Below are 25,982 nucleotides of genomic sequence, written 5' to 3'. Positions count from 1 at the left end.
GGATGTCGTCTGACACTCCGCTTCGCCAGCAAGACGGCTCCTGCAGGGGGTATGTGTTTCCGGGTTAATGTGTGTGGGCGTGGCAGTCGTTGATGGCCGCGCGTTCGGCGCCGCCAAGGATGTTGAACAGCAGGTTCAAAGTCAGCGCACTGAGGGTGGCCATGGCGATCCCGCTGTGGGTGATCGGGCTCATCCACAGGGGCAGATGGGCGAAAAACTCCGGACGCACCACCGGGATCAGGCCCATGCCGATGCTCACCGCCACCAGCAACTGGTTGCGACGGTCACCGATGTCGGCTTCCTGAAGAATCTTGATGCCGGTGGCGGCAACCATGCCGAACATCGCAATGGCTGCGCCGCCGAGTACTGCTGGCGGAATCGACGCCACCAGGAATGCAGCTTTCGGCAACAGGCTCAGGACGATCAGCAAACCACCGGCGACGATGGTCACCGAGCGGCAGCGCACGCCCGTCATCTGCACCAGACCGATGTTCTGGGCGAAGGAGGAATGAGTGAAGGTGTTGAAGAACCCGGCAAAAAACGAGGCGCCGGCATCGCACAGCAAACCGCGACGCAGCATCCGTGGGCAGACTTCCTGGCCGGTGATTTTACCGAGCGCGAGAAACATCCCGGTGGACTCGACAAAAATGATCACCACCACCAGGCACATCGAAAGGATCGGTGCGAGTTCGAACTTCGGCATGCCGAAGTGCAGCGGGGTGACGAACTGAACCCACGGTGCGTTGGCCATGCCGCTCAGGTCAACCATGCCGATAATGCCGCAGAGCACGTAGCCCAGGCACATGCCGATCAGCACGGAAATGTTGACCCAGAAGCCGCGCATGAAACGATGGACCAACAGGATGGTACCCAGCACCAGCGCGGCAATGATCAGGTAAATCGGTGAGCCGAATTGAGTGGCAGTCGCGCCGCCGCCGGCCCAGTTCACGGCCACGGGGAACAGCGACAAACCGATCGAGGTGATGACCGTGCCGGTCACCAGAGGCGGGAAGAAACGCACGACCTTGGACATGAACGGGGCGATGATCATGCCAAAAAACCCGGCGGCGATGGTTGCACCGAAGATCCCTTGCAGGCCGATGCCAGGCATTCCGGCCATGGCGACCATGCTGCCGACCGCAGCAAAACTGGCGCCCATCATCACCGGCATGCGGATGCCCATGGGGCCGATGCCGAGCGACTGAACGATGGTGGCGATGCCGGCGACCAGCAGGTCGGCGTTGATCAGGAAAGCGATTTCTTCACGACTCAGGCCAGCGGCCTGTCCGATGATCAGCGGCACCGCGATGGCGCCACCGTACATCAGCAGAACATGTTGCAGACCGACCAGGATCAGTTGCAAAAGGGGCAAACGCTGAATGGCGGGTGCGTCGGGGATGCGTGCTGGGGAGAGCTCGGACATGCAACACCTCGGATCTTTTTTATTCTTGTGATTTTGTGCATCAGGTAGACCGCGGCGCGGCCAATCGCGAGCAGGCTCGCCCCCACATTGATTTTGTGTCGATCACAAATCCCCTGTGGGAGCGAGCCTGCTCGCGATGCTTTTCAACAATTAATTGGTCTGGGCTCCCTGAACAATCCAGGCACCGATCAGGTCACGTTCCTGCTGGGTCATCTGCGTGATGTTGCCCAGTGGCATGATCTGACTGGCGACAGCTTGCGCCTGGATCCGCGCGGCGTTCTGGCGGATCTGCTCGGGGGTGTCGAGCATCACACCGGCCGGGGCTGCGCTGAACAGCGGGCTGGTCGGTTTCGCCGAGTGGCAAACCGTGCAGCGTTCCTGAATCACGTTGTGGACCTTGTCGAAACCCGGGCCTGCATTCGATGCTTGCGCCGGGGCGGCGGCAGGCGCTTGTGCAGGTTTGGCTTCGGCCGGTTTCAAGCCACCGCCCACTGCTGTTTCCGGCAGTGGCTGGTACTCGATGGCGGCAGGAGCCTTGGCTACTTCAGGGGCGCTGGACATCGGCTTCGGACCGGACACATACGCCAGGCAAATCATGCCCACCGCTGCCACCGGCAGGGTCCAGGCATACTTGTGGCTGTCGTGACGGGTGTTGAAGTAGTGACGCACCAACACCGCCAGCACCGCGATCCCGGCCAGGATCAACCAGTTGTACTGGCTGCCATAGGTGCTCGGGAAGTGGTTGCTGATCATGATGAACAGCACTGGCAAGGTGAAGTAGTTGTTGTGACGCGAACGCAGCAACCCTTTGGCTGGCAGCGCCGGATCCGGCGTGCGGTTCTCGGCAATTGCCGCCACCAGTGCACGTTGTGCCGGCATGATGATGCGGAACACGTTGCCGACCATGATGGTGCCGATGATCGCGCCGACGTGCAGGTACGCACCACGACCGCTGAACACTTTGCTGAAGCCGTAGGCCGCGCCGATGATCAGGACGAACAGGATGAAGCCGAGCAGGGCAGGGCGTTTGCCCAGGGCCGAGTCGCAGAGGAAGGAGTAGACGAACCATCCGATGAACAGCGAGCCGATACCGATGGCCACGCCTTCAGGGCCGCTCAGGGTGCTGCCCGGAGCCAGCAGGTAGAGCGTCGGGTTGGAGTAGAACACCACGCACAGCAGCGCGATCCCCGACAACCAGGTGAAGTAGGCTTCCCATTTGAACCAGTGCAGGTTGTCCGGCATGGTCGGTGGAGCCAGTTTGTATTTTTCCAGGTGGTAGATACCGCCGCCATGGATCGCCCACAAATCACCGGCCAGACCGCTTTTCGGGTTGACCCGATTGAGGTTGTTTTCCAGCCAGACGAAGTAGAACGAAGCGCCGATCCAGGCCACGCCAGTAATCATGTGAACCCAGCGCACGCTCAGGTTCAGCCATTCCAACAGATGTGCTTCCACAGTCTTTACCTCTCGCCTGTCACTCTGTTGTCGAGTGATCAGACCTTCTCTTATTGGTGGGGGGCGAGGATCAAACGCTCATCCTCTTTGAAAAAATGCTCATCGCAGTTATTGCCTGTGCCACTGCGATCAACCACCAGGAAGTCATCCCGCTTTTCGATCGTCAGCACCGGATGGTGCCAAACGCCGCGATGGTAATTAATGCCCTGCCTGCCGTTGGTGACGAAGGCGCGGACCAAGCCTGATACAGGTTCATCGCCAAGTGGCGCGACCACGATCAGAAAGGGGTTGCCGAGCAGCGGAATGAAAGCCTGGCTGCCCAGCGGGTGACGCTCCAGCATGCTCACGGTCAGCGGCATGTCCTGCGCGTCGGCGCGGAAAATGCTGATGATCGCGTTGTCTTCTGGCTTGGCGGTTTCCACCGTCGCCAGTTTATGGAAGCGCATGGTCGAACCGTTGTTGATCATGAAGTGATCGCTGCCGTCGGTTTCGATCACGTCACCGAAAGGGGCGAAGGCTTCTTTGGTCAGCGGTTCAATCTGTAGTGTGCGCATGCTGTTCTTCTTAATCTCAAATGTGTTGGTGTGTTGCTTTTGTAGGAGCCCGGCTTGCCGGCGATGGCGTCGGTGAGGGCGCCATCGCCGGCAAGCCGGCTCCTACAGGTTTCATCAACCCTTATTTAGCGACCTTGCCCAGTACGCGCAGGCGACTCACACCACCATCCGGGAACACGTTCAGGCGGATGTGGGTGATCGGGCCCAGCGCCTTGATCTGCTCGGCGAAGGTGTGTTCGGCGTGCATTTCCAGCTTCTGGCTTGGCAGCAGTTCGCGCCAGAACAGCGACTGGGTTTCGATCTGGCTGTCGGTGCCGCCCTTGACGAATGCGCCCTGGATCGAGCAAGTGTCCGGGTAGTTGCCTTTGAAGTGCAGGGTGTCGACGATGATTTTCTCGATCTCGCCCGGGTGACCCAGCGCGACGATGACCCAGTCATTGCCCGGCGTACGACGACGCGCGGTTTCCCAGCCGTCGCCCATGTTGATGCCACGACCCGGGTTGAGGATGTTGCTCATACGGCCGAAGTGTTCGTCGGAGCAGGCGAGGGCGCGGCCGCCGTTGAGGGCTGCGGCCAGGTCGACTTGCTCGTTGTCGCCAACAGCCGACCAGTCGCGGAACGGAATGCCGTACACGCGCAGACGGGCAACACCACCGTCCGGATAGATGTTGAAGCGCAGGTGGCTGAACGCCTGGTCGTTGCTGATTTCGTGGTAGTGGTGGCTGTTGCCTTGCAACTCGACGGCAGACAGTACTTCAGTCCACTGGGTGTTTTCGTTCGGTTCGCCTTCGGCCAGGAAGCAGGCTTCCAGCGAGGCCGACGGCGGGAAGTTGCCGGTGAAGAATGAAGTGTCGATGTCGACGCCCTTGATCGAGCCCGGTACGCCCAGGCGGATCACAGCGCTGTCGTAGCCTTCGAAGCGCTTGCGGCGCGACTCCCAGCCGTCCATCCACTTGCCGTTGTCATCGAACACGCCCTCCTTCCACACGGCCGGGGTCGGTTGGAACAGACGGTTGGCGTCTGCGAACCAGTCATCGGTGACCGAGATGATTTTGGTGCCCAGGCGGGCGTCGGCCAGGTTGACGAACTTCTCGAAAGGTACGGCGTAAGCTTTCATTCTTCTTGTCTGCCTTTAAATAAGTGGCTTGGGATGCTCTCAGGGCCCTGGGTGTTTTTCGCGTTCAAGGACACTCGGGCCAGGATCGCTATAGGGTCAGTAAACGGAACAGGGCGATCTTGTTGATCTCTGCCAGCGCGCATTTGAATTCGGTGTCTGCCGAGTTGTGAATGCGCGTTTCGAACGCTGCGAGGATCTGATGCCGGTTGCTGCCTTTTACCGCCATGATGAAGGGAAACTTGAACTTGGCTTTGTAGGCGTCGTTCAGCTCGGTGAAGCGCTGGAACTCTTCGGCCGTGCATTGGTGAATACCGGCGCCAGCCTGTTCATGGGTGCTGGCTTCGGTCAGTTGGCCCTGGACGGCGGCTTTGCCGGCCAGGTCCGGGTGAGCGTTGATCAGGGCCAGTTGGCTTTCATGATCGGCGCTCAACAGGATGTCGCTCATGCGCTGGTGCAGGGTTTCGATCTCGTCGATCGAAGCGTCCTGGCCCAGGTCGAAGGCCTTTTCGGCGACCCATGGCGAATGTTCATAGATGTCGGCGAAGGCTTTGACGAAGGCGTCGCGGCTCAATGTCGAGGGTTTCAATGTTTGAAAGGCGCTCATTTTGCGGCCCCTTGGTGCGGGTGGGTTTCTTGCCAGTGGCGTGCGATGTCGACGCGACGGCTGAACCACACCTGTTCGTGACTTTTAGCGTATTCGATAAAGCGCTTGAGCGAAGCCAGACGCGCCGGACGGCCGATCAAGCGGCAGTGCAGGCCGATCGACAGCATTTTCGGCGCGTCGGCGCCTTCGGCATACAGCACGTCGAACGCATCCTTGAGGTATTCGAAGAAATCGTCGCCCTTGTTGAAACCCTGGACCTGGGTGAAGCGCATGTCGTTGGTGTCCAGGGTGTACGGGATCACCAGGTGCGGCTTGCCGGTCGGGTTGTTCGGTTCCCAGTAGGGCAGGTCGTCGTCGTAGGTGTCGCTGTCGTAGAGGAAACCACCTTCTTCCATCACCAGGCGACGGGTGTTCGGGCCGGTGCGGCCGGTGTACCAGCCCAGCGGACGTTCACCGGTGATTTCGGTGAGGATGCGGATCGCTTCGAGCATGTGCTCGCGTTCCTGCGCTTCGTCCATGTACTGGTAGTCGATCCAGCGGTAGCCGTGGCTGCAGATCTCGTGGCCGGCATCGACCATCGCACGGATCACGTCCGGGTGGCGCTGGGCGGCCATGGCGACGGCGAAGACGGTCAGGGGGATGTCGAATTCCTTGAACAGCTTCAGAATCCGCCAGACGCCGGCGCGGCTGCCATACTCGTAAAGGGATTCCATGCTCATGTTGCGCGCGCCTTGCAGCGGCTGGGCGGACACCATTTCCGAGAGGAATGCTTCGGACTCTTTATCGCCATGCAGGATATTGCGCTCGCCGCCTTCTTCGTAATTGAGTACGAACGACAGGGCGATGCGGGCATTGCCCGGCCAGTGTGGGTGCGGAGGGTTACTGCCGTAACCGATCAGGTCGCGAGGGTAGTCAGCGCTCACTGCAGTCTTCCTTCTTATATGCGTGGTGACAGAGGGTGTGACGCGACTAAAAGATGGATCACTGGCTGGCGTCACAGCGATGGGATGATTGTATACAACTTTATATTCAATTTGTAAGCCTGATTTTTTGCATTTTTCGTTAACGGTCATCTTTGCGTGGTATTGACACGCACCTGCAAGAAACCTGCCTGACTGGTCAGTTAATGATTACAAGGTCCAGAGAGCATAAGGTTGCGCAGGAAACCGGCGGGATTTACTGCGATGGCGTTGTCAGTCGCAAAAATGTCGTTTTTATTGTGTACAATTTTTTTGAAAAGTGTCTTAATCAATCGCTCGCCGCAGCTTTTCGTGCTCCGAATCGGTGCGGTCTCCTTTTCACCTGACTTCGGGAGGCGCGAAGTCTGACTGCTCCACGCAGGCAGGCGCGCAGAATCAATGGGACGTTTGACTACACACGTTTTGGACGCTGCACATGGTTGCCCGGGCAGCTCGATCAAGGTCGAGCTGTACCGCGTTGAAGGCTCGCAACTGGAATTGGTCGCCAGTGCGATAACCAACAGCGATGGCCGTGTCGATGCACCGCTGCTGCAGGGCGATGATTACCGTACCGGGGTTTACCAGGTGCAGTTCCATGCGGGCGACTACTACCGTGCCCGTGGCGTTCAGCTGCCGGAGCCTGCGTTCCTCGATGTGGTGGTGCTGCGTTTTGGCATCTCCGCCGAGCAGGATCACTACCATGTTCCGCTGCTGATCTCGCCTTACAGCTACTCCACGTACCGCGGCAGCTGATCCCCCAAGCAGCTGCCACCCCCTGGAAGCGACTGCGCATATAGCTTCTTTGGTCTTTCGCCCGCTCACACTGCGGGCTTTTTTTCGTCTGGAGACAAGGGGGGCCTGTGATGACGCCATCGCTGGCAAGCGGGCTCCCGCAGGTTCAGGGTGTTCACATGTTCTGTGTACGACCCGGACACCGTGGGAGCTGGCTTGCCAGCGATGCTTTTGCTCTTAGCGGCTCAGCAGGGATGCCGCGCCCGCGCCACTGAACAACCCGGCACTGATCCGGTTAAACCAGCTCTGCCCCTTGCCACTGCGCAGATACCGCGCCGCACCATGGGCGCCGAGGCCGTAGGCCAATTTGCACAGCAGGTCCAGCACGGTCCAGGTCACAATCATCACCAGCAACTGTGGCAGGAACGGTTGTTCGGCACTCAAGAACTGCGGCAGAAACGCGGCGAAGAACAGGATGTCTTTCGGGTTGCTGGCACCGAGCATGAACGCACGACCGAACAGTGCACGAAAGCGGGGCACAGGCGCTGCCAGCGGCACTTCAGCGCCATGGGACGGTTGGCGCGATTGCTGCCAGCTCTGCCAGGCGAGGTAGAACAGGTACAGCGCGCCGACGATTTTCAAGGCGCTGAACAGCTGTTCCGATGCCAGCAACAAGGCGCCCAGACCCAGTGCCGAGGCACTCAACAGGCAGATCGAGGCAATCACGCCACCGAGAAACGCCGGGTAGGAACGGCGCAGGCCGTAGTTCAGGCTGTTGCTGATCATCAACAGCGACAGTGGCCCCGGGATCAGGATCACTACCAGCGCAGCGCCGCTGAACAGCAGCCAGGTTTCCAGACTCATCACTTTCCTCCATTTGCACAAAAGCCTCACCCGACGGGGTGAGGCTGTTTTGAAACGTGTCCCGCCTAAGGCTTACAAGAAGATGAACTTGGCGATGAAGATCGCGCAGAGCACCCACAGGCTGACGGAAATTTCCTTGTACTTGCCGGTACCGGCCTTCAGCGCCACGTAGGTGATGAAGCCCAGTGCGATGCCGTCGGCGACCGAAAAGGTCAGCGGCATCATGATGGCGGTGACGATCGCCGGAATGCTGTCAGTGGCTTCGTCCCATTCGATGTGGGCCATGCCGCCCATCATCAACATCGCTACATAAATCAGCGCGCCGGCGGTGGCATAGGCAGGGATCATGCCAGCCAGCGGAGCGAAGAACATGGCTGCAATAAATAGCACACCTACGGTCAATGCGGTAAGACCAGTCCGACCACCCGCTGCAACACCGGCAGCACTTTCCACGTAGCTGGTGACGGGTGGCACGCCGACCACGGCACCGAACACGCTGGATGCACTGTCAGCTTTCATGGCGCGGGAGAGGTTTTCGATCTTGCCATCAGCACCGACCAGATTGGCGCGTTGAGCCACGCCCATCAGGGTGCCGGCGGTGTCGAACATGTGCACGAAGAGGAACGCCAGGACCACGCTGATCATGCTCACGTTGAACACGCCGGCCACATTCATGGCCATCCAGGTCGGGGCCAGGCTCGGCGGCGCCGACATGATCCCTTCGTAATGCACCAGGCCCAGGCCCCAACCGGCGAGGGTGACGGTGACGATGCTGATGAGAATCGCGCCGAACACTCGGTGGTAGCTGAGAATGGCGATCATCAGGAAGCAGACGGCCGCCAACAGCGGGCCAGGCTCGTGCAAGGAGCCGAGTTTGATCAGGGTAGCCGGGCTATCGACAACGATGCCGGCAGTTTTCAAGCCAATCAGGCCCAGAAACAGGCCCACGCCCGCGTCCATGGCGTAGCGCAGGCTCACCGGAATGCTGTTGAGCAGCCATTCACGAATCCGGGAAAACGTCAGGATCATGAACAGAACACCGGAAACAAACACCGCGCCGAGCGCAGTTTCCCAGTTGTAGCCCATGGTGCCGACGACGGTGTAAGTGAAGAAAGCGTTCAATCCCATGCCCGGTGCCAGACCCACCGGCCAGTTGGCGTAAAGGCCCATCAGCAGGCAGCCCAGGGCGGCGGCGATGCAGGTGGCGACGAAGGCTGCGCCGTGGTCAATCCCGGCGTCGGCCATGATGTTCGGGTTGACGAAGATGATGTAGGCCATCGTGATGAAGGTAGTCAGACCGGCAATCAGCTCTGTCTTCACCGTGGTGCCATGCAAGCTGAGTTTGAACAGGCGTTCCAGCAAGCCATTACGTAGTGGCGGCGAGAGATCCAGCGTCGATGCTTCGGATTTGCGGCTTTCCACAGCGAGTACTCCTCAAGAGTTTTATTTTTATTTCCAGGGCCGGACCCATGAGGGTGGCAGCGGCCCTTTGAGGCACTTGCGAATTTGTTGACCGTATGGTCAGGAACTCGCACGAAGTGGATTATGCTTTTGTATACAAATAAAGCAAATAATGTTTTTGGTTTTGTCGACGAAAAAATTGGCTTTAGGGATATATCGCCTGTTAAGGCGCTATCGCGGGCAAGCCACGCTCCCACAGGTTCTGTGTCGTTCTCCGACACTGTGAACGACGAAGAACCTGTCGGAGCGTGGCTTGCCCGCGATGACTGACTTGAGGACAGCTAGGTTCTTACTGACTTTTCCCCAGCGCCAGATTCACCGCCAACCACCCATTCACCGCCGTCTCCCCAGCCTCGGCAAACACCCGCTCCAGCAATTTCACCTGCTCTCGCCGTAGCGACTGCTCGAACCGCGCCCCGTCATCGGTCAGCTCCAGCAAGCGTTTACGCTTGTCCGTTTCGGAAGCAACGCTGTTCACCAAATGCATTTCCACCAATTGCCGCAGCGGCATGTTCAGCGCCTGCTTGCTCACGCCGAGCAACGCCAGCAGCTCCTTGACGCTGAGGTTCGGGTACCGGGCGATGAAAAAAACGATGCGCTGATGGACCCGACTCAAGCCTCGCCGCTCAAGCATTTCATCAGCCTTGGCCGTGAACGCCTGGTAACCAAAGAAAAACGCTTCCATGGCCTGTTGCTGGGAAATCGGGTTTTTAAGGTCAATCATGTTGACGTATCCGCTTGGGCTGTCGTAATTTCGGTCAATAAGTTTGACTCATTTTCCTCAAGCCTCGCTACCGGTGACCTCCATGGCTTTTTCCGAACGTGTCTCGCGCCTTAAAAGTTCTTTGATCCGTGAAATCCTCGCTGCTGCTCAGCGTCCGCAGGTGATGTCGTTCGCCGGAGGCCTGCCGGCCGAAGCCATGCTGCCCAAGGTCGATTGGGCTGACATGCCGGTGTCTATTGGCCAATACGGCATGAGCGAAGGTGAGCCTGCGTTGCGCGAAGCGTTGGCGATGGAGGCCCGGAAGTTGGGCGTGCAGTGTGAGGCGAGCCAGGTGTTGGTGGTCAGCGGTTCCCAGCAGACGCTGGACCTGGCCGCCAAGCTGTACATCGACAAAGGCACCGAGGTGTTTCTCGAGGCGCCGACTTACCTGGCGGCCCTGCAAATCTTCCAGTTGTTCGGCGCGAACTGCATTACTGTGCCGCTGGAGGCCGATGGCCCGGACGTGGTGCAGTTGCGTACTCGCCTGGAGGCACATCGTCCGGCGTTCATCTACCTGATCCCGACTTTCCAGAATCCATCGGCCGTGCGTTACAGCGAGGCCAAGCGCGATGCCGTGGCGGCACTGCTGGATGAATTCGGTGTGACCTTGATTGAAGACGAGCCCTACCGCGAACTGACTTTCGATGGCGGCAGCGCCACGCCCATCGTCAGCCGCTTGAAAAAATCCAGCTGGATCTACACCGGTACCGTGTCAAAAACCCTGATGCCCGGTTTACGTGTCGGCTACCTGATCGCCAGCCCGGATTTGTTCCCGCATTTGCTCAAGCTCAAGCAGTCGGCGGACTTGCACACCAATCGCATCGGCCAGTGGCAAGCCTTGCAATGGATCGGCAGCGAGCGGTATCAGCAACATCGCAGTGACTTGCGGGATTTTTACCGGGTGCGTCGGGATGCGTTCCAGGTGGCGCTGCACACTCATTTTGCTGATCTGGCGGATTGGACCGAGCCGCAGGGCGGGCTGTTTTTCTGGTTGAAGCTCAAGCAGCCGCTGGACACGCGAACCTTGCTCAACGCGGCATTGGCCAATGATGTGGCATTCATGCCGGGCGAACCGTTTTTCCCTGAGCCGGACAAGCATCATGGGTATCTGCGGCTGAACTTCAGCCACATCGACCCGGCGCGACTGGATGAGGGGCTTGGGCGATTGGCAGCGGTAGTGCGAGAGGCTCAGGCGGCGCAAGCGGCCTGAAACGAATAAACCGGCTCATGGGCCGGTTTATTTTGGTCTGGGCTTTGTAGTGTCTGGACGGAGCCTATCGCCAGCAAGCCGGCTCCTACAAATAGGCAGCGCAAACAAGATCTGTTCACGCCGCACAACCTGTAGGAGCCGGCTTCTGGCGATGGCGTCCGTCAGAACGCCACAAAAAACATCAGGCTGCCGCGAACCGCTTATCCAGATAATCAATAATCACCTTGGACTCGTACATCCAGGTGGTCTCGCCATTCTCTTCAATCCGCAGGCACGGCACTTTGATCTTGCCGCCTTGCTCCAGCAAAGCCTGGCGGTCCTGCTCGTTGTTCTTCGCGTCACGCAACGCCACCGGCACATTCAGGCGGCGCAGGGTGCGGCGGGTTTTCACGCAGAACGGGCAGGCGTGGAATTGATACAGGGTCAGGCCCTTGGCGGCGGATTCGACCTGAGCCTGAGCAGCGGCGGGGCGCTTCTTTTTGCTGGGGCGGGTGATGAAGTCGATGAAGATGATCAGTTGGCCAAGGCCGACACGAAGCGCTTTTACGAACACGTTGAAAGCCTCACGGTGTGAACAAAGAAAGGCGCGCAGCTTACCTGATTTTTTTCAGGCGAAAAAAAACCGGCGATGAACGCCGGTTTTCTTTGTGTTGCCAATTACTTGATGAGGCTGAGGAATTCGCTGCGGGTCGCGGCGTTCTCGCGGAACTCACCGAGCATCACCGACGTGATCATCGACGAATTCTGCTTTTCCACACCGCGCATCATCATGCACATGTGCTTGGCCTCGATCACCACCGCAACGCCCAGGGCGCCGGTGACCTGCTGGACCGCATCGGCGATCTGGCGGCTGAGGTTTTCCTGGATCTGCAGGCGGCGAGCGTACATATCGACGATTCGCGCGACCTTCGACAGGCCCAGCACCTTGCCGCTTGGGATGTAGGCAACATGCGCCTTGCCGATGAACGGCAGCAGGTGGTGTTCGCACAACGAGTACAGCTCGATGTCCTTGACCAGCACCATTTCGCTGTTGTCGGAGCTGAACAAGGCACCGTTGGTGACTTCCTCGAGCGTCTGTTCATAACCGCGGCAGAGATACTGCATGGCTTTGGCGGCACGTTTTGGCGTGTCGAGCAGGCCTTCGCGGGACACGTCCTCGCCCAATTGGCCGAGAATCGCGGTGTAATTCTGTTCCAGTGTCACAGGGGCTGATTCCATAAGGGTTTCAGAGGGGTACTGTTTCAGTCTGTACCAATTTTGTACCAATCAGGCTGTTTTCGAGCTTCCCGAGTTCGCCCCAGTCGGTGCTGGAGTTAATCCATCGGGCGTAGGTCGATAGCAGCATCTGAACGCTATGACCGAGCTGAGTGGCAATAAATGCAGGGTTCATACCCGCCATGAGGCACATGGTAGCGTAAGTGTGCCGGCAGTTGTATTGCCGACGGGCGCGAATCTTCAGGGCGGTCAGCGCGGCCCGGAAATGTTTGTCGGTGACGCTCGATTGTTGAATGAACTCGAAGTTCTTCGTTGGTGGGAATACGTAGGTTGATTCGGTGCGTTTGCGCCGGCTCTGTGCGGCACGTTGTTGCGCCAGCAGCTCGGCCTGTTCGATAGCGTGCAAGGCGCGACTGTTGAGCATGAGCAAGTACGACACCGGGTCGCTGGCTGCAAAACTGGGCAACACCCCGGCGGCAGATGGCGATGGCCAGCGCTATCGCGGTCGCGGTCTGATCCAGGTCACCGGCCACGACAATTATCTGCGCTGCAGCTTGGCGTTGTTCGGCGACGAGCGATTGCTGCGCACCCCTGAGCTGCTGGAGCTACCGCAGTGGGCCGCTGAATCGGCCGCGTGGTTCTGGTCTGTGAATGGGCTGAACGCGCTGGCCGATCAAAACGAGTTCAACACGATCACCCGCAGGATCAATGGTGGTCTCAATGGCCTGCAGGACCGACTCGAACTATGGGAGCGGGCGAGGGCGGTGCTATGCGTATCGACGAACTGATCCCGGCACCGTATCGGCTGCTGGCAAAAGGCGTGCTGATGGTCGTCTTGGTCGGTGGTTGTGCAGCCATTACCTGGCAAGTCCAGGACTGGCGATATGGCAACCAGCTAGCCGAACAGGGCCGCCTGCACACCGAAGCGCTCAATCAGATAACCCTTGCTTCGGCCGCGCAGCAGCGTGCTGAACGAGACAAACGCCTCGCGCTCGAGCAGCGCCTGGCAACCAGTGAACAATCCCATTACCGAGCCTTGAGCGATGTCCAACGTGATCAAGGTCGCTTGCGCGACCGCCTTGCCACTGCTGATCTGCGCCTGTCAGTCCTACTCGACGCCTCCACCGGCGCCGGCAACGGATCGGTGTCAGCCACCACCGCCACCGGCCGCGTGGTTCATGGCCCCACAAGAGCCGAACTTGACCCAGCGCATGCTCAACGAATTATCGGCGTCACCGATGACGGGGACCGGGGGCTGATTGCCCTCGCGGCCTGTCAGGCCTACGCCAAAGAAGTCTCAACACCAAAGTGAAAAGAGCGGCCGGGGTGGATGCGTCAACATCCAATCCGGTCGCCGTCCCCGCAGATTGCCCCTGCAAGTCCAGCCAAGGCTCTTACTCCGTGCACGAAGCGCGGCGAGCCTAGCACCTGTCTATATATACAGTAAAGGTCTTGCTCTCTATGTCCACACCCATCATTCCTTGGATGGGCGGCAAACGCCGCCTGGCCGATCGCCTGATCCCGCTTTTTCCGCCACACGAATGCTACGTTGAAGTCTTTGCCAGCGGTGCCGCGCTCTACTTCATGAAGCCCCAGCCATCGCCGGTCGAAGTCCTCAACGACATCAACGGCGACCTGGTCACGCTTTACCGCGTCGTGCAGAACCACCTCGAAGAGTTCGTGCGCCAATTCAAATGGGCACTCAGCTCGCGGCAGGTGTTCGAATGGCAGAAAATGACCCGCCCCGAAACCCTCACCGACATCCAGCGCGCCGCCCGATTCTTCTACCTGCAGCATCATGCATTCGCCGGCAAGGTTACCGGGCAAACATTTGGCACTGCCACCACCGGCCCGGCCATCAACCTGCTGCGGATCGAGGAAAACCTCTCGGCCGCCTGGCAGCGCCTGTCCGGCACCTACGTCGAAAACCTCCCCTGGCTTGAATGCGCCGAGCGCTACGACCGGGCCCATACCTTCCACTACATGGACGCGCCGTATTGGCAGACCGCTGGTTACGGCGTGGATTTTCCGTTCGAGAACTACGAGCGCATGGCTGACTTCATGCGACGTTGCAAAGGCAAGGTGATGGTTAGCATCAATGACCATCCCGACATCCGCCGCGTGTTCGAAGGCTTTCACTTTGAGATGCTGGACATCCGCTACAGCAACACCAATCAGCGGCAAGGGAAAGCTGAGGTGAGCAGCGAGTTGGTGATCATGAATTGGATACCATCCGCCTTGGGAGGATTGTTCTGATTACCATGGAGTAAAGCCAGGACAGCCAATACCCCAGAGCTGCAATAGCTCAGTGACTTTGATAAGGAACTCTACTGTCGTCATTAGAAGAATGATCACGTTCATTTTTGTTCTCGCAAAGAAAGCTGCCGCGCTTAATGGCGCGGTAACGTGGGGTGAAGAGTAGATCTAGTTTTAAGCTGGTTGTTTGATACGGTATTCGTCAATAGTTAGTTTTGGGTAAAGCAGAAAATATGAAGGGCACTATTCGTGTGTTGCTCGAGGGCTGAATGTGTATGCCGTATGCGAACCTACTTTGTTATAGGGCTATAGGTGTATATGAAAAGAAGGGAGTAGGGCAATGGGTGTATGCGGCGGGCTCGTATTGAGCGATTTTTTGGCAGTTTCTGGTCGGTGTTATTTACACGAAAAGTGAAAGTTACGTACTTACGTGATTAATTAAGTGTGTAGGCGTTTCCTCTGGTTTTGAGCGGAGATGATTGTTCTTGATAGGTCGCCGAATTTGTAGATAGACGAACATTTAAAATGTTTGCTACACGGAAAGTGTAAGCCATACGTTAGCTGCTCAATCAGATTGAGCGTTTAATGACCATCATTGAGTCGATGGTCCCGGCAGTTGAGGTTTACAGCATCCATGAGGCGTTTGCCGATCTCACAGGTATACAAGGGCTGGACCTCCTCGGCCGGTACATTCGCAGCCAGGCGCTGCATTGCACCGATTTCCCGATCAGCTTGGGTATCGCTCCGACCAAGACTTTGGCCAAGCTTGTAAACCACACCGCAAAACGCGTCGTGCTGCGACTGTGCCGTGGGGCATGCGTCGGGAGATGATGAGTCAAAGTCACACGACCAAGCTTGATCTGCTTTGGGAGGTGGCGTGCAGGTGGGGGCTACTACTTGCCGTTAGTATGGCGTTGGGACGAATGGATTTTTGGAGGCTGACTTAGCTGTGGTGTCTGTTTCAATTGGTAGGCAGCCTATGAAAACTAGAAACAGACACCTTGACAGACACCTTGTTGAAGCGGGATAGGCTGGAGGCCTTGAAAATAGTGGAACGGGTGAAGGGAATCGAACCCTCGTTATCCGCTTGGGAAGCAGGGTGCGCGGTCGCTGGGGCGAGGCACTGTTCCTGCGTACTCATATGCGACCAACCTTGCAGGGCGGTGAGATCAATTAAGAGGCGTTCAAGTGAAGGGTAAGTCGGTCGAGCCGTGCGCATAATCAATGTACGCCATTCGACATACAGTATATCGCTACTATTCACGAATATAGCGTTGCTATTGTACAAGTGGGTGCCAGAGTAGTGAGGGCCTTACTGCGGTCGCTTTAGCGCGCAAATTTTATGGAAAATCTCTGTCAGTAGGCTATATTCTTTTTAATTAATGTGTCCTCACGCGCTCCTTTGAGAAAAAAATATGTGCGATCATTCAGGTTCGTCAGGATTAAGGGGTACTAATAATGAAGTACTTTTTCAGGCGGGGAGCTATAAGGCGAAAACTGAAGGAAATTACATTAGCTTTAATGATTTTTCTAACATTTATGTTGGTTGTAAATTACTTCGTTCCACCTAAGGCGGAATGGTATATTTACGATGATAATAATGCTGATATGTGGCCTGGCCTAGGCAGTATTGGTTATCCGCAACTTTCGAAACTTGAGGAGCCCCGCTCCGATCTGCTTTCTTACTTTCCTACTTTTCTCTTCGAGTCCGAAGCGGGTGATATGGATTTATTTTTTGATTATACTGATGAGTTGGTGATAATTGCTTACAATCCTTCATATATAGAATTGGGTAGTTCCCGTTCTTTTAGAGCGGAGGTTTATAGCCGTTCTAAGTTTAGGGAGGAGAGTGAAAAGCCTAAAGCTACGTTGAAAAAAGAAAAAGCCGCGATCGAAAAAAATAAAAGATCAACAAAAAAAGACGAAACTATAGTCGATAAAGAAATAGCGCAAATGCAAGTGAATCTTAAGAGTGGCTGGTTTCAAATCGAAGCACTTTTGCCGGAAACACAAGGACTGGATTTGGAAAGCTACTATACCAAGTGGAAGTGGGAGATAAAGCCAAGTCATCTAGGTAGTAACAAGATCAGTTTGGCGGTTAGTCGGATGCAAGCTGTCGCGGGTGGATATACTCCGGTGATCGCTTTCTCGGATGAATTTGACGTTGATGTTGGTATATCATCTTGGGCAGGAGTATGGGGGGCAATTGAAGCTTACTGGAATTACCTTGCTGCCACTATTTGTGCGATCTGGGCAGTAATTATTTCAGGGTTGTTTAAACAAGGAAAAAACAAAGTTAATTAAAGCCTAAGATAAAAATTAAGTATCGATTAAGTCTGAGGAAAGTATGCGGCAAGAAAATGTAGCGCACAGGTCGCTACCGGCAGCTATTGGTTAAAACGGCCTCATATTGGCAATCATTAGGCTTTCCGAAAGCCACCAGAAATCTCTGAAGCGGGTACGGCTCAGCGCTGCAAATGCGGGAAAGGCTTAGGGCATATTTAGGGCAAGATCAGGGCCGCCACAGGCCGCAGCATACCTACGACAGATTGCTATAACGCCGTTTTTTACGGTTTGTAGCGGACCGGCTGGAAACTTGAAGGGGTTCGAATCCCTATCCATATTGCGCAAGGCCGTACTTCCTTAACGGCCTTCGCCCAGTGGGGAGATCAGTCTATGTGAGCAAGTAGCCTATTAGTTTCCAGCAATCCTGGTAACATTTCCGCTAGAAGAGATCGGAATTATTTCGAATCGCTGTGAAAACAGCTCCATCCATTCCTTTATTCTTCGACGCGCCAAAACCCAGGTCAGACGGATTTGCGGGCCCTCCATGACGACCCGAGTGTCCCCCTTCCACACATTCAAAGGGTTTAGATCCGCCTCCACCTTCTTGTCCCCCCCCGCCTGCTGAACCTGGAAATCCTGGTGTTCCTGGAGGGGCGCTGGTCAGAATCATTTCAATCTTATCGATATCTTTCTGTTCGCTTGCTGGACCAATGAAAAACAAAGAAGCGCCGTTCCCGCCTCTGCCGGCATCTCCGCCTCTTCCTCCTGAGCCACCACGACCGCCATTCCCTCCTCTGCCTGGTCCTGAGGCACAAGAGCATATTCCAAACACGCAGTCTCGGTCCCCCGGAGTACCTCTAGATCCTTGGCCGCCTGGTCCCCCGTCTCCACCACGGCCACCATCCCCGCCTTGTACCCCCGTGCCTTCAATCCTCAAAGCCGTGACAATCGAAGGGAGGGTATTATTCAAAACGATTTCATTGTAGAAAATATAAATGTTCGGATAACTATAAGTTCTTCCATTTTGCCCCGGGTTTCCGTCTCCTCCAGTTCCCCCATCTTTGCCATCATCCTGGCCGGATGTCGTACCGGTTGCTCCAGTCGCTCCTTTAACTCCATCAATTCGATGAGCAGAGTCATCCGCTATAATCTTCAAGTTAGCCATCTCGGAGGCTTTATTTGGAAAATTTAGAACGAGGCGCTGGGCTGCAATTGCAACAAAATCACCGGTATTTTCAGTCTCAGGTAGCGTCCAATTTAGAGTGGAAAGAGGGTTGAAGACCAAGTTTTTGCATCTAATTATTTGAGTTTCAATGTTTACAGTCTGGGAAATTGGTATTACGTCCTTTAGTGGAGTTAATAGTATTTGCTCTACTATATCGTTTGGAATTAGTTGTGGGGATATTTGATAGGCTATAGTCTCTGTCAGGTTGGTGAGTTTTTGATAGTCAATTTTGTTCGCGTCAAGAATTTGTATTACCGAGCTTTTCTCCATGACAACTCCCATTCGATCGTTTGCCTAAAATGCGATCAGTATGGAGTTGGAGTTAAGACGGAGTGTGTTGGAAAGTTAGATTTTTTTGCTATAAAGGTAATTCGGATTTGGTTTTGCGTTATTTAAATAATTGGGGCTACTTGAGTGTGTTGCACAGTCGTGCGCGGTTCAGATGCAAGTTGTTATTTTGAAATTCGCCCTGGTACGTTAGGCAAAGGGCACGGCTTCTCAAGTCCCGTTTAAAGGTTTGAATGATCGAGAAAATAAATTTTCTGGTACAGGATAGGTAACGAAAAATGTAAGTGTTGAGGATAGCCATTATTTACGGGCTTGTTGAGATTGGTAGGTCGAATCCATACTCGGGTGGCCTGCCCATAGACGTGAAATGGGGCAAAAATGGGGAAGCCCGTACGCCATTCCATGCCATTTGATGCCAAGTGATCAAAAAATCCGAGATGTCAAAACAACCGTATAACCTTTTTTGGGGGGGCTATAGTACTTTTTTGCGCTAGTACTCCGACACAATCGGCGTATGTTTATAGCTGGATACGATGCGTGAAGAAAGTATGCCGGTAAGGATGACGTGGAGGCTAGTCCACACCATCATCGAAGTCATAACCACCTTCAGCGGTGCATAGGTGATCAGACTCGTGATAATCGAATAGCCCGCCGAGATAGGTCATCAGAATTCGAAATTGATCAGCTGAATCCAGAAGCCACTGAGAAGTTATTCCCTCCATGTAGCTAGGCTTCAATGTCCGATTCTTCTCACTGTGGGATCCATCGGGTTTTCCTTGCACCCATTCCCCGCAGACCCGTTCTGGTTTTCCATGAGCTAATCCATCGCGAAATTTAAAAATTTTTCCAGCAAACTGTAGCGGGCCTTGACCCCAGTTTGGCTGTGCTCCTGCGACTTTGTGTAAGATTTCTAGCTTGGTACGCCATGAAAGCCGTTCGATGTCATCCCAAAAGGCGATATTCCTAGGACCCAACGTATTCAGATAGGCCTCCAGTGAGAAAGCCATGAAGACTATAACTGTCGGATATTCCCCTTCAGATAAGTCGCCTTTTTTAAATCGACCGATCATGAGATAGAACGCTTGCAGCGCTGTCGATTGCGCTGTGAAATTCATATATGGCCGCCACTGAATTGTTCCCATAACCACTGACCTTGGTATTAAAAGGAGAAGGATAGCTGGAGCGAGGCTGGCCAGGTACTGGGCGGTGTTGGATAAGTGGGTTTATGGCAAAATTAGGGCAGATTCAGGGCAGCCATAGACCGTAGGACGCCACGTGCAAGGAGGAAAGAGCCGTAATTTGTGGCCTTAAGCGGTCTACAAAGACGCTAGAAGGGATTCGCATCGCTATCCAAATGCCCACGGAGCGCGCAAGCCGTAGGAAGTCTACTCAACGGCGGAGTCAGGCAACGCATTGTCAGACTTCTACAGAGAATAAGAATGGAAACTCTGATTGGCTCCCATTCTTTAATTTTATGAAAAGAGTGTCAGCTTCTTCTCTTAGGCCTTCCTCATGAGTGGCTAAGTCTAAATAATAGTTACTATTTTCGTATTTTGCATATATTAGCCAATCGCCTGTTAGACCTCTTTCAGCGCGGTCTGTGAAACCTCCGATGATCAGTCGGTGAGCTAGATAGCTTGGCCAAGAATTCGGATCTTCGCCATATTGAATGACAACATCACGAATCATCTTGTCTAAGTCTTTGTTGCCGCCATCTGACATATTCCAACGAATGCCAACGTTTTTTATTAAATGTTGTGCAGAAGAAAAATGCTTATGCCAAAAAGGGAAAAGTGGTGGTTTTTTGAATTGAGCCTCTGACTTCGTTCTTGAGACTTTTGATATGCCTTCTAGATAGTCAATTTCATCAAGAACGGCAAAAGGGTTAAATCTAGGGTCTGATGAATCTAGAAGCCGGCATGCTAGAGCAATACTAACTCGCTCGACATAAGGTTTTCCTCGGACTGCCTCAGCCTTTAGATTGCTTATCTGCTCTTTATCAAGACTGATTTTTACGAGCTCTGGATCGGTCATATGAGTAACCTAACGATTAAGCTAAGGGGGGCGGTATTCAGATACGGCATGCGGTCTTGCTCACTCAGGTGTAAGAAATACCGCGAGTGTCATCTTAATAAACTCTTCATTCTTGTCGATCGTCTGCAGCGCGCCGCGTACGTTTCCACCAACCTCGATCGCTCCTCTACCCAAAGCGTAAGCTCCAGGATGGCGGCCTCAAGGGCCAATTGGTTTTCGTTGATCTTGTAGAGCAGGGAAGGGAATAGGTCTGAATTTGGCATCGTGAATCCTCCGTGAAGAGTTCAGCGTAGCAGTTGTGTGGAGAGGGTACTGCAACCTTTTCCTGAGCATTGCCCGAGTCTCCACGACCAAAAGGAACCCGTAGTGCCCGTGACAGGCATGTATTAAAACTTGCTTAAAAATTGCTACAAGGTGGAGAGATAAAGCAGGGCGGGCTAGACGAGTGGGGCTGCGGTGGATTGCTACATCCAATCCATCATTGGGGGCAGCGTGTCCGGTTGAATCCACAGCTCCTAGTTGCCTTTCACGACGGGTTGCCACCGTCCGATAGCTGACGTTTGCTCAGTCACAAGAGGCCAAGGTCGACGCGTCCTAGTAATTAGCAGCTTATCGCTGAAAAAACACCGTGGGGCGGACGAGCTACGTCGAGCATAATAGGTAGTGAACTACTATCTATGCCAAGTTCTCCTAGGTCATACTCCAGATTTGCAGTTTACTGTTACGTTTCTCTGGTATTTTCGCCGTATTAAGCTGTGGAGTTTGCATTCGAATTTATTGTGATTTTGCAATTGAAAATGTGTGGTTTAATTACGCTGCGCAGTCGCGACCAAGTTCAAACTTATTCCAAATATTGTCTTCATCAGTATGGCTGTGTGGCAAGGTGTAAGCTGTGCCTTCAGCAGAAAAGATCTCGAATTCCAAGCCTGTAACATCATCTTTTTCGAGTCCTTCGCGTCGTGATTCATATCGCTCTGTCGCAAACGAAACCAAGACAAGAATTATCTCTCCGGGTTTTATAATCGCTGGTAACGTATCGGTCTCTCCAATCTTGCCATAAGTTTCGAAGGATAATACGGCTTCCTTGATAGCAAATTGCACGTTTCCGGTATTGCAAAAAACGTACTGATATTCGTCCTTCAAGCGATCTTCACTTATTCCCATAGAAATCATAGAGCCGCAAAGAGCTTCGCGCGGAACGTATTGATGATCATGAGCTCTTGTGCTTAAATTTAAATCTGCTTGAGTTACTTTCACAAGCTCCTTCTGCTGCTCTACTGAAAGATTAAGCTCTTTAACTTGAAGTTTTATGGCCTCGGTATTGAGTCTTAGCTCCTCGCCCTGTTGGTAATACCCAAAAACCAGCCACATTAAAGCGACAGGTGAAAAAAAACCTGCGAGAAAATCACCAACTTCGTTCGGTGACATTGGGCTGCTTGACTGAAAATTGAATCTAAAAAAAACCGCACTAGCTAAAACCCAGAGCAAAGTTAACGCAAGCGGTATTGTGTTTTTCATATGCGCTCAGACTTTTTATTATCGCGAGTGTAGGATGCTAATACGCTTGCTGCAGAAAAAGCCCCACGTCATGACGATTGAAGCGGAGGCTCGATGTAAAAAACTTCGTACCAATTTCCGTACCAATCCTTGCGTTTTAGTGAGAAAAATCAGGTAGCTCTGAGCGCGAAATCCTTGATTTCATTACCTCTTAGCACCAAGCAGAACCCACCCTACATAGCGGTGTAATTCTGTTCCAGGGACATGAAACTACCTGTGGGATTTTACGCAAAGGGCAAGGGTACGGTGGTGGACACGGCGCTGCAAGCGTGATGCATCAGCTTTTATTCGTCGCGACCTTCCATCATGGTGCGTTTGAGCATCACATAAACGGCTCCGGCACCGCCGTGTTTCGCCTGGCACGAAGTGAAGCCAAGCACCTGCGGATGCTGGCGCAGCCAGGTGTTGACGTGGCTTTTGATCATCGGCCGCTTGCCGTCCAGGCGCACGGCCTTGCCGTGGGTGACGCGCACGCAGCGGATTTCGAATCTGGTCGCTTCAGCGAGGAAAGCCCAGAGGGTTTCCCGGGCCTTTTCCACATTCATGCCGTGCAGGTCGAGGCTGCCTTCGAACGGAATCTGGCCAACCTTGAGCTTGCGCATCTGGCTTTCCTGCACGCCGTCACGCGCCCACATCAGTTCGTCTTCCGGGCCGACGTCGATCACGAACTGATCAGACAGCCCGTCGACGGTGGTGGCATCGGTACGCACGGTGGCGGCCTGGCGCAGCTTGGCGATCTGTGCGCGGTCAGCTTTGGGTTTGCCGGTTTCGGCGCGATCGTGCTTGATCGGCTTGACGCCTTGGATCGCGCTTTTGAACAGGGAAAAATCGTCGTCTTGCATGTCAGCCTCCGCGAAGGGCGGCCAGTTTACCCAACTCGAAGCGAATGGGCGCGCGACAAAGTGCGCAGCATTGGGCTCAGTCGTGTTTTTTCATCAGATGCGGAGACATGTTCAGCGCCCGCGACTGTCGCGAACGGCGCCGGCAGCGGCGCCACATCCACACGCCGAGGTACAGCACGAGCAGGCCAATCACCAGAATCACGGCCGCACCGACCCGGTTGGTATTCATCTCACCCAGGGCCGGGGCGTGGCCGAGCAGACTGGCGACGCCGGCCATGGCGAGCAGTACACCGCTCATTGCCAGCAGCGCAGCGAATGCTGCGCCGATTCGAAAACGCCAGTTGCTTTGGCCTTTGGGCCGCAAGCGGCGAGCGTCAAAACCATCGGATAACTTCATTCCGACCTTCCTCAATGGGTATCGGCCCTTCGACCGGGAGTTGACCGGGATGTTCCTGAGGCTAAGACAATTACGGCTAATGAGAGACTTTTGCGGATGAGCGGCGGTGCAGACCGCTCATGGACGTATTGATCAGACCAGATCGCTGGTCTGGGCGATGGCGGCAAAGTTGTCTGCCATGATCGCCATTTCGGTCTGCTGAACATGCTCGGCGCTCAGGACACCGTCTTTGTAGGGCAGATCGCGGGTAGCACAGGCGTCTTCCACCAGCGTGCAACGGAACCCCAGGTTTTTCGCGGCACGCACCGTGGTGCTGACACTGGAGTGACTCATGAAGCCGCACACCACCAGGTCCAGGCCCAGCCCTTCCAGGCGGTTTTTCAGGTCTGTACCGTGAAAGGCGCTCGGCAGCAGTTTGCCAATCACAGCTTCGTCGCCTTGCGGCTCGAGGCCCGGGATGAATTCTCCGCGCTCGCCTTGTGGGTCGAACAACCCACCGACGGTGCCGAGGTGGCGGACATGTATGACCGGCCTGCCCGCCGCACGGGCAGCAGTCACCAGTTTCTTGATGTTCGCGACAGCCGCATCCATGCCGCTCAGGGCCAGGGGACCGCTGAGGTATTCTTTCTGGGCATCGATGATGATCAGGGTCGCTTGACTCAGTCTGGCTGCTGCATAACCGCGGCCGCTGAGTTGAAACATCGTTTGTGGAACGGACATTCTGGGGCTCCTTTGAGTGGGGCTTTTGCGACATTGTCCTCTGGCTGAGCGCTTCTGTGAATCGCTACTATTGTAGGCACCGTCGTTACTGGCGTGCAGCGTTGTCAAGTGCCCCGTTTTGTTCAATACCCAGCTGATAAAAGAGATTAGTCCTACATTTGCTCCGGCGTTTTTCCCGCGTCGTCGTGGCGTCGTTTGGCTGGTAGAATCGCCAGTCGATTTTTCTGGAGTTTGCCGTCGTGATCACTTCCCGCCTTCGTACCCTGCGTGACCATATCCGTTGGGCCGTCAGCCACTTCCATGGGGAGGATCTGTTTTTCGGCCATGGGACCGACAATGCCTGGGACGAAGCCCGCCAACTGGTGTTGGGTGCGTTGCACTTGCCGTGGGAAATCGCCGACAGCTACCTCGATTGCAACCTGGAAGAAGACGAACTGGTCCACGTGCAGCGGTTGCTCAAACGCCGCATCGAAGAACGCGTGCCGACCGCTTACCTGCTGGGCGAGGCCTGGTTCTGTGGCATGTCGTTCATTGTCGACGAGCGTGTGTTAATCCCGCGTTCACCGATTGGCGAGCTGATCGAAAACCGTTTCACGCCATGGCTGGGCACCGAGCCTGCAAGGATTCTCGACCTGTGCACCGGTTCCGGTTGCATCGGTATCGCCTGCGCCTACGAGTTCCAGAACGCCGAGGTCGTGCTCGCGGATCTGTCGTTCGAGGCGCTGGAAGTGGCCAACCAGAACATCGAGCGTCACGGCGTTGATGAGCGGGTCTACGCCGTGCAGGGCGATGGATTTGATGGTTTGCCGGGCCAGCGTTTCGACCTGATCGTGTCGAACCCGCCGTATGTCGATGCCGAAGACTTCGCCGACATGCCGGATGAATACCAGCACGAACCGGAACTGGGCCTGGCCTGCGGTGACGATGGTTTGAACCTGGTGCGACGCATGCTCGCCGAAGCGGCGGACCATCTGACCGAGAAGGGCTTGCTGATTGTCGAAGTGGGCAACAGCCAGGTTCACGTCGAGGCGTTGTACCCGGAAGTGGACTTCGCCTGGCTGGAGTTCGAGCGTGGCGGGCATGGCGTGTTCATGCTGACGGCCGAGCAGTGCCGCGACCATCAGGCTCTATTCGCTTCCCGCGTCTGACCTCAAATAGTGTGGCGAGGGAGCAAGCTCCCTCACCACAGATGGGTCACTACCGGCCTATCAGCGGTGCGTAGCAATCCAGATCAACAGCCCCGCCTGAAACACCGCAAACGCCACCAGACACGTGATGGTGAACCGCAGCCCGGCGTCTTCACGCTTGTACTTGCTGACTTTCTCTTCGTGTTTCTTGAGCTTCACTTCCTGCTCGGCCAGGTTCTGTTCGGCCTGCTGGAGCATCTGCGCCGCTTCAAGAATTTCCACGATCTGCAGTTTTTCCGTGTTCCAGTCACTCAACAGGTCGCCGACCCGCACTTCTTTGACGCTACCCTTCAAATGCTGGGCGTCGGCGTAGACCACATCAAACCCGTGCACCCGTAAAAAATGATCGCGGCGCAGGCGCGTGTCTTCGTTCAGCGCGTCCTTATTGTTCAGGTCAACGCCATCGACGGTGTAGCCGGGCCAGCGTTTTTTCGCCCAAGCGATGCCTTGGGCGGCCATGAAGCGGCCGATGCCGCGGTTCATCGGCTCGATCTGCAAGCCGCTGTCCGGGCCGAAATGCACGCTTTTTTCGGTGTGATCGACCCACACGTCCAGATGATTCTGTTCCTTGCGCACACGCTGGCCGGGCAGGGTGATGCTCATGCGCATCAGGCTGCGCTGCTTGTCATTGCGTTCGGCATAGCCGAATTCGACAAAGCGCAGGGGACGGCCACCCGTACTGCGATCGGTCTGCAATGGCGCCAGACGGAGCATTTTATGGTGCTCGACGTTGACGTCCGCCCATGGCAGCTCAACCGCTGGCGGTGCGTCTTTTTCAGCGGTGTCGTCGGGTGAAGTCTGGGTATCAGTCATAACGGCGCGATCCTGTCCAA

At 55.4% G+C, this 25,982-nt stretch carries 26 protein-coding genes and 3 pseudogenes; 8 read left to right on the top strand and 21 right to left on the bottom strand.

Going from position 1 to position 25,982, the window contains the following annotated elements; genetic code table 11:
* Positions 1–64 precede the first annotated feature (64 nt).
* The 6 genes from M5G20_RS22200 to puuE all read right to left on the bottom strand — a co-directional run bounded on the left by M5G20_RS22200 (position 65) and on the right by puuE (position 6,076).
* Positions 65–1,423 carry a nucleobase:cation symporter-2 family protein gene (locus M5G20_RS22200; RefSeq protein ID WP_273920891.1) on the bottom strand — a complete coding sequence of 453 codons (1,359 nt, stop codon included), beginning with the start codon at positions 1,421–1,423 and terminating at the stop codon, positions 65–67.
* Positions 1,424–1,573: 150 nt separating this feature from the next.
* Positions 1,574–2,878, bottom strand: coding sequence for a urate hydroxylase PuuD (locus M5G20_RS22195; protein ID WP_273920890.1), 1,305 nt, complete (start codon positions 2,876–2,878; stop codon positions 1,574–1,576).
* Between the two features lie 50 nt (positions 2,879–2,928).
* Positions 2,929–3,432, bottom strand: coding sequence for an ureidoglycolate lyase (locus tag M5G20_RS22190; RefSeq protein ID WP_150735271.1), 504 nt, complete (start codon positions 3,430–3,432; stop codon positions 2,929–2,931).
* 121 nt (positions 3,433–3,553) lie between these two features.
* Positions 3,554–4,549, bottom strand: coding sequence for an allantoicase (alc, locus tag M5G20_RS22185; RefSeq protein WP_075948759.1), 996 nt, complete (start codon positions 4,547–4,549; stop codon positions 3,554–3,556).
* 88 nt (positions 4,550–4,637) lie between these two features.
* Positions 4,638–5,153, bottom strand: coding sequence for a 2-oxo-4-hydroxy-4-carboxy-5-ureidoimidazoline decarboxylase (gene uraD, locus M5G20_RS22180; RefSeq protein WP_150735272.1), 516 nt, complete (start codon positions 5,151–5,153; stop codon positions 4,638–4,640).
* Positions 5,150–6,076 (bottom strand): allantoinase PuuE, encoded by a 927-nt coding sequence (gene puuE, locus M5G20_RS22175; protein WP_273920889.1) that lies wholly within the window; start codon positions 6,074–6,076, stop codon positions 5,150–5,152. The genes uraD and puuE overlap by 4 nt, the downstream gene beginning before the upstream one ends.
* A 435-nt stretch (positions 6,077–6,511) precedes the next feature.
* Here puuE and uraH point away from each other — a divergent pair, with 435 nt between their 5' ends.
* Complete coding sequence (gene uraH / locus M5G20_RS22170) at positions 6,512–6,865, top strand: hydroxyisourate hydrolase (RefSeq protein ID WP_008031462.1); 354 nt, start codon at positions 6,512–6,514, stop codon at positions 6,863–6,865.
* A gap of 216 nt (positions 6,866–7,081) precedes the next feature.
* Here uraH and M5G20_RS22165 read toward each other — a convergent pair whose 3' ends face one another.
* From M5G20_RS22165 to M5G20_RS22155, 3 genes are all read right to left on the bottom strand, one after another.
* Positions 7,082–7,708: a LysE family translocator gene (locus M5G20_RS22165; RefSeq protein WP_273920888.1), complete on the bottom strand. Its 627-nt coding sequence runs from the start codon at positions 7,706–7,708 to the stop codon at positions 7,082–7,084.
* Positions 7,709–7,780: 72 nt separating this feature from the next.
* Entirely contained in the window at positions 7,781–9,130 is a 1,350-nt protein-coding gene (locus tag M5G20_RS22160) for an NCS2 family permease (RefSeq protein WP_273920887.1), read from the bottom strand.
* A 328-nt stretch (positions 9,131–9,458) separates the two neighbouring features.
* A complete protein-coding gene (locus tag M5G20_RS22155; protein ID WP_212626910.1) occupies positions 9,459–9,893 on the bottom strand; it encodes a MarR family winged helix-turn-helix transcriptional regulator in 435 nt (144 codons plus the stop codon).
* A gap of 82 nt (positions 9,894–9,975) precedes the next feature.
* Here M5G20_RS22155 and M5G20_RS22150 point away from each other — a divergent pair, with 82 nt between their 5' ends.
* A complete protein-coding gene (locus M5G20_RS22150; RefSeq protein WP_273920886.1) occupies positions 9,976–11,142 on the top strand; it encodes an aminotransferase-like domain-containing protein in 1,167 nt (388 codons plus the stop codon).
* A gap of 181 nt (positions 11,143–11,323) precedes the next feature.
* On the opposite strand, the gene M5G20_RS22145 is transcribed toward M5G20_RS22150, so the two are convergent.
* The 3 genes from M5G20_RS22145 to M5G20_RS22135 all read right to left on the bottom strand — a co-directional run bounded on the left by M5G20_RS22145 (position 11,324) and on the right by M5G20_RS22135 (position 12,787).
* The gene (locus M5G20_RS22145) at positions 11,324–11,695 is read right to left on the bottom strand and encodes a glutathione S-transferase N-terminal domain-containing protein (protein WP_150735278.1); all 372 of its coding nucleotides are present in this window, start codon (positions 11,693–11,695) and stop codon (positions 11,324–11,326) included.
* Positions 11,696–11,799: 104 nt separating this feature from the next.
* Complete coding sequence (gene folE, locus M5G20_RS22140; protein WP_010456659.1) at positions 11,800–12,345, bottom strand: GTP cyclohydrolase I FolE; 546 nt, start codon at positions 12,343–12,345, stop codon at positions 11,800–11,802.
* A 22-nt stretch (positions 12,346–12,367) separates the two neighbouring features.
* Positions 12,368–12,787, bottom strand: coding sequence for a hypothetical protein (locus tag M5G20_RS22135; protein ID WP_443218318.1), 420 nt, complete (start codon positions 12,785–12,787; stop codon positions 12,368–12,370).
* Here M5G20_RS22135 and M5G20_RS22130 point away from each other — a divergent pair.
* From M5G20_RS22130 to M5G20_RS22110, 5 genes and pseudogenes are all read left to right on the top strand, one after another.
* Positions 12,780–13,145: pseudogene (locus M5G20_RS22130) on the top strand (glycoside hydrolase family 19 protein); the annotation flags it as partial. The gene M5G20_RS22135 and the pseudogene M5G20_RS22130 sit on opposite strands and share 8 nt — an antisense overlap.
* Positions 13,127–13,669, top strand: a complete 543-nt coding sequence (locus M5G20_RS22125) for a lysis system i-spanin subunit Rz (RefSeq protein ID WP_273920885.1) — start codon at positions 13,127–13,129, stop codon at positions 13,667–13,669. The pseudogene M5G20_RS22130 and the gene M5G20_RS22125, both read left to right, overlap by 19 nt.
* A gap of 149 nt (positions 13,670–13,818) precedes the next feature.
* Positions 13,819–14,613, top strand: a complete 795-nt coding sequence (locus M5G20_RS22120) for a DNA adenine methylase (RefSeq protein WP_273920884.1) — start codon at positions 13,819–13,821, stop codon at positions 14,611–14,613.
* Positions 14,614–15,189: 576 nt separating this feature from the next.
* Positions 15,190–15,405, top strand: a pseudogene (locus tag M5G20_RS22115) (Y-family DNA polymerase); the annotation flags it as partial.
* Between the two features lie 666 nt (positions 15,406–16,071).
* On the top strand, positions 16,072–16,917 hold the full coding sequence (locus M5G20_RS22110) for a hypothetical protein (protein WP_273920883.1): 846 nt from the start codon (positions 16,072–16,074) through the stop codon (positions 16,915–16,917).
* A gap of 421 nt (positions 16,918–17,338) precedes the next feature.
* Here the strand turns inward: M5G20_RS22110 and M5G20_RS22105 are convergent, their stop codons facing one another.
* The 8 genes and pseudogenes from M5G20_RS22105 to M5G20_RS22070 all read right to left on the bottom strand — a co-directional run bounded on the left by M5G20_RS22105 (position 17,339) and on the right by M5G20_RS22070 (position 23,962).
* Positions 17,339–18,394, bottom strand: a complete 1,056-nt coding sequence (locus M5G20_RS22105; RefSeq protein WP_273920882.1) for a hypothetical protein — start codon at positions 18,392–18,394, stop codon at positions 17,339–17,341.
* A gap of 590 nt (positions 18,395–18,984) precedes the next feature.
* The gene (locus tag M5G20_RS22100; RefSeq protein WP_273920881.1) at positions 18,985–19,527 is read right to left on the bottom strand and encodes a hypothetical protein; all 543 of its coding nucleotides are present in this window, start codon (positions 19,525–19,527) and stop codon (positions 18,985–18,987) included.
* Between the two features lie 301 nt (positions 19,528–19,828).
* Positions 19,829–20,446, bottom strand: coding sequence for a hypothetical protein (locus M5G20_RS22095; protein ID WP_273920880.1), 618 nt, complete (start codon positions 20,444–20,446; stop codon positions 19,829–19,831).
* A gap of 60 nt (positions 20,447–20,506) precedes the next feature.
* Positions 20,507–20,709 (bottom strand): annotated as a pseudogene (locus M5G20_RS22090) (hypothetical protein).
* Positions 20,710–21,256: 547 nt separating this feature from the next.
* Positions 21,257–21,964: a hypothetical protein gene (locus M5G20_RS22085; RefSeq protein ID WP_273920879.1), complete on the bottom strand. Its 708-nt coding sequence runs from the start codon at positions 21,962–21,964 to the stop codon at positions 21,257–21,259.
* Between the two features lie 323 nt (positions 21,965–22,287).
* The gene (locus M5G20_RS22080; RefSeq protein WP_273920878.1) at positions 22,288–22,845 is read right to left on the bottom strand and encodes a Smr/MutS family protein; all 558 of its coding nucleotides are present in this window, start codon (positions 22,843–22,845) and stop codon (positions 22,288–22,290) included.
* Between the two features lie 76 nt (positions 22,846–22,921).
* Positions 22,922–23,242 carry a hypothetical protein gene (locus M5G20_RS22075; RefSeq protein ID WP_273920877.1) on the bottom strand — a complete coding sequence of 107 codons (321 nt, stop codon included), beginning with the start codon at positions 23,240–23,242 and terminating at the stop codon, positions 22,922–22,924.
* A gap of 132 nt (positions 23,243–23,374) precedes the next feature.
* Positions 23,375–23,962, bottom strand: a complete 588-nt coding sequence (locus M5G20_RS22070; RefSeq protein ID WP_273920876.1) for a cysteine hydrolase family protein — start codon at positions 23,960–23,962, stop codon at positions 23,375–23,377.
* Between the two features lie 239 nt (positions 23,963–24,201).
* Between M5G20_RS22070 and prmB the strand changes: the two genes are divergently transcribed.
* Entirely contained in the window at positions 24,202–25,110 is a 909-nt protein-coding gene (gene prmB / locus M5G20_RS22065) for a 50S ribosomal protein L3 N(5)-glutamine methyltransferase (RefSeq protein WP_273920875.1), read from the top strand.
* A 60-nt stretch (positions 25,111–25,170) separates the two neighbouring features.
* Here prmB and M5G20_RS22060 read toward each other — a convergent pair whose 3' ends face one another.
* Positions 25,171–25,962 (bottom strand): hypothetical protein, encoded by a 792-nt coding sequence (locus M5G20_RS22060; RefSeq protein ID WP_273920874.1) that lies wholly within the window; start codon positions 25,960–25,962, stop codon positions 25,171–25,173.
* Positions 25,963–25,982: the final 20 nt, after the last annotated feature.

Origin of the sequence: Pseudomonas sp. TNT2022 ID1044 (assembly GCF_028656895.1) — a bacterium.
Taxonomy (GTDB): Bacteria; Pseudomonadota; Gammaproteobacteria; order Pseudomonadales; family Pseudomonadaceae; genus Aquipseudomonas; species Aquipseudomonas reinekei.
Note: the sequence above shows the minus strand (reverse complement) of the source record. Positions and strands in the feature narration are given on the sequence as shown.

Excerpts from the sequence above, each read along its gene's own strand:
- M5G20_RS22200 (WP_273920891.1), bottom strand. The coding sequence starts at position 1,423 with ATGTCCGAGCTCTCCCCAGCACGCATCCCCGACGCACCCGCCATTCAG.
- M5G20_RS22190 (WP_150735271.1), bottom strand. The coding sequence starts at position 3,432 with ATGCGCACACTACAGATTGAACCGCTGACCAAAGAAGCCTTCGCCCCT.
- alc (WP_075948759.1), bottom strand. The coding sequence starts at position 4,549 with ATGAAAGCTTACGCCGTACCTTTCGAGAAGTTCGTCAACCTGGCCGAC.
- uraD (WP_150735272.1), bottom strand. The coding sequence starts at position 5,153 with ATGAGCGCCTTTCAAACATTGAAACCCTCGACATTGAGCCGCGACGCC.
- uraH (WP_008031462.1), top strand. The coding sequence starts at position 6,512 with ATGGGACGTTTGACTACACACGTTTTGGACGCTGCACATGGTTGCCCG.
- M5G20_RS22165 (WP_273920888.1), bottom strand. The coding sequence starts at position 7,708 with ATGAGTCTGGAAACCTGGCTGCTGTTCAGCGGCGCTGCGCTGGTAGTG.
- M5G20_RS22155 (WP_212626910.1), bottom strand. The coding sequence starts at position 9,893 with ATGATTGACCTTAAAAACCCGATTTCCCAGCAACAGGCCATGGAAGCG.
- M5G20_RS22150 (WP_273920886.1), top strand. The coding sequence starts at position 9,976 with ATGGCTTTTTCCGAACGTGTCTCGCGCCTTAAAAGTTCTTTGATCCGT.
- M5G20_RS22125 (WP_273920885.1), top strand. The coding sequence starts at position 13,127 with ATGCGTATCGACGAACTGATCCCGGCACCGTATCGGCTGCTGGCAAAA.
- M5G20_RS22120 (WP_273920884.1), top strand. The coding sequence starts at position 13,819 with ATGTCCACACCCATCATTCCTTGGATGGGCGGCAAACGCCGCCTGGCC.
- M5G20_RS22110 (WP_273920883.1), top strand. The coding sequence starts at position 16,072 with ATGAAGTACTTTTTCAGGCGGGGAGCTATAAGGCGAAAACTGAAGGAA.
- M5G20_RS22105 (WP_273920882.1), bottom strand. The coding sequence starts at position 18,394 with ATGGAGAAAAGCTCGGTAATACAAATTCTTGACGCGAACAAAATTGAC.
- M5G20_RS22100 (WP_273920881.1), bottom strand. The coding sequence starts at position 19,527 with ATGAATTTCACAGCGCAATCGACAGCGCTGCAAGCGTTCTATCTCATG.
- M5G20_RS22095 (WP_273920880.1), bottom strand. The coding sequence starts at position 20,446 with ATGACCGATCCAGAGCTCGTAAAAATCAGTCTTGATAAAGAGCAGATA.
- M5G20_RS22085 (WP_273920879.1), bottom strand. The coding sequence starts at position 21,964 with ATGAAAAACACAATACCGCTTGCGTTAACTTTGCTCTGGGTTTTAGCT.
- M5G20_RS22080 (WP_273920878.1), bottom strand. The coding sequence starts at position 22,845 with ATGCAAGACGACGATTTTTCCCTGTTCAAAAGCGCGATCCAAGGCGTC.
- M5G20_RS22075 (WP_273920877.1), bottom strand. The coding sequence starts at position 23,242 with ATGAAGTTATCCGATGGTTTTGACGCTCGCCGCTTGCGGCCCAAAGGC.
- M5G20_RS22070 (WP_273920876.1), bottom strand. The coding sequence starts at position 23,962 with ATGTCCGTTCCACAAACGATGTTTCAACTCAGCGGCCGCGGTTATGCA.
- M5G20_RS22060 (WP_273920874.1), bottom strand. The coding sequence starts at position 25,962 with ATGACTGATACCCAGACTTCACCCGACGACACCGCTGAAAAAGACGCA.